The following is a 2,077-nucleotide window of genomic DNA, read 5'->3' on the forward strand; positions in this document are numbered from 1 at the left end:
GCCTCCGCCAAACCGGTCGAAGCCGCGACCGGCCCCGAAGCTTCGACCGGATCCGAAGGCGAGGGGAACGCGCTGGTCGTAGAAACCTGCCGGCGTTGAAGACCGTCAGGGTCGGGACCGACATCACCCGGTAGGCGCGGGCGGTCTCCGGGTTCTCGTCGATGTTGAGCTTGACGATGGTGACCTGGTCGCCCATCTCGCCGGCGATCTCCTCCAGCAGCGGCGACACCTTGCGGCACGGGCCGCACCACTCGGCCCAGAAGTCCACCAGAACCGGCTTGTCGGACTTCAGCACGTCGACGGCGAAACTCGCGTCGGTGACCGACTTCGTTGCTCCCACTATGACCCTCCTCCGGAATGTGTTTCGGTTGTTCAGCCCTGCAGCGTGGCGATGAAGCGCTCGGCGTCCAGCGCGGCGGCACAGCCCGTGCCGGCGGCGGTGATCGCCTGCCGGTAGGTGTGGTCCACCAGGTCGCCGGCGGCGAAGACGCCGGGCACGCTGGTGCGGGTGCTGGGCGCCTCGACCTTCACGTAGCCCTCGTCGTCCATCTCCACCTGGCCCTGGAACAGCTCGCTGCGCGGGTCGTGGCCGATGGCCACGAAGACGCCGGTGACGTCGAGGACCTTGGACTCGCCGGTGTGCGTGTTGCGTACCCGCACCCCGCAGACCTTGCCGTCGTCGCCGAGGATTTCCTCGACCACGGTGTTCCACTCGACCTTGATCTTGTCGTTGCTCAGTGCCCGCTCGGCCATGATCTTGCTGGCCCGGAAGGAGTCCCGGCGGTGGAGGATGGTGACCGAGTCGGCGAACCGGGTGAGGAAGCTCGCCTCCTCCATCGCCGAGTCACCGCCACCGACGACCACGATGTGCTGGTTGCGGAAGAAGAAGCCGTCGCAGGTCGCGCAGGACGAGACGCCGTGGCCCAGGTACTCCTGCTCGCCGGGAACGCCGAGCGGACGCCACGCGGAGCCGGTGGCGAGGATGACCGCCCTGGCCCGGTACGCGGTCTGGCCCACCCAGACGGTGCTGACGGCGTCGGAGCCCACGCTGCCGGTGTCCTTCAGCTCGACCCGCGTCACGTCGTCGGTGAGGAACTCCGCGCCGAACCGCTCGGCCTGCTTGCGCATGTTGTCCATCAGCTCAGGGCCGAGGATGCCGTCGGCGAAGCCGGGGAAGTTCTCCACCTCGGTGGTCGTCATCAGCGCACCGCCGGACTGCACGCCCTCGATGATGAGCGGTTTGAGGTTGGCGCGCGCCGCGTAGACCGCCGCCGTGTAACCGGCCGGCCCGGAGCCGATGATGATCAGGTTGCGGACCTCGTCCACTGCCGTCTCCCGATTCGTGTTGTTCGTCATCGGCGCGCACCGATGCCGATCCGATGCCGACGCCCCTCGGTGCCGGCACTTCGATGTGCAGAACGTCATCGTACGAACCGGGGATTCCCGAGCCGGTCATCCGGTGGGTCAGGTCACGTGGACGGTCAAACGTCCGGTGGCCGCGAATTCACCCTACCCGCGTGCGGTAGCGGCTGTCCGAGCCGGACCCGGGGACCCCGCATTCCGGGCCGCTGGCCCAGGCCCAGCCCGCCCCCGTGGCGTCGGTGAAGCGCACGATCAGCGCCGGGCGCCCCTGGAAGCGGGCGTAGTCGACCACGTCGACCACCAACGGACCGTTGCCGTGCTCGGCCTTGATCGCGCCGATGCAGGCGCCCAGCGCGGCGGGGTCGGTGAGCCGATCGAGGCCGAGGGCGGAGCTGGGCAGCCGCCCGCCCTCCGCCTGGACGCCGGGCTGTTCCCCGGGCGGTCCGCCGGTGAACGGCCGTGCCTTCGGCGACGACGGGAGGGCGGCCAGTGACTCCGGCGTGTAGTCCGTGCCGCTGCGTACCGACGGCTCGCCGGAGATTCGGAACGGCGTGGCGGTGGCCGGGCCGGCTGCCTCCTCGCGGTGGGCGGAGCCGGGCAACGCCGTGTCCGCGGCACCGCCGGTCTGCTGATCCCTGGTGAACTGGTCGACGCCGAGGCCGACCGCCGCGATGGACACCGCGGCGGGCCGGTAGGCACTGTTGTTGCACTTGAA

Annotated in this window: 2 protein-coding genes and 1 pseudogene; all 3 read right to left on the reverse strand. The window is 70.0% G+C overall.

Annotated elements, in window-relative coordinates; translation table 11 throughout:
• Positions 1 to 97 precede the first annotated feature (97 nt).
• Positions 98 to 343, reverse strand: a pseudogene (gene trxA / locus AB0B91_RS65380) (thioredoxin); the annotation flags it as partial.
• A gap of 29 nt (positions 344 to 372) precedes the next feature.
• Positions 373 to 1,326, reverse strand: coding sequence for a thioredoxin-disulfide reductase (trxB, locus tag AB0B91_RS65385; RefSeq protein ID WP_089002805.1), 954 nt, complete (start codon positions 1,324 to 1,326; stop codon positions 373 to 375).
• Between the two features lie 178 nt (positions 1,327 to 1,504).
• A partial coding sequence (locus tag AB0B91_RS65390; RefSeq protein WP_358343082.1) for a hypothetical protein occupies positions 1,505 to 2,077 on the reverse strand: 573 nt, incomplete at its 5' end.

Origin of the sequence: Nonomuraea sp. NPDC049141 (genome assembly GCF_040648415.1) — a bacterium.
Lineage (GTDB): Bacteria > Actinomycetota > Actinomycetes > Streptosporangiales > Streptosporangiaceae > Nonomuraea.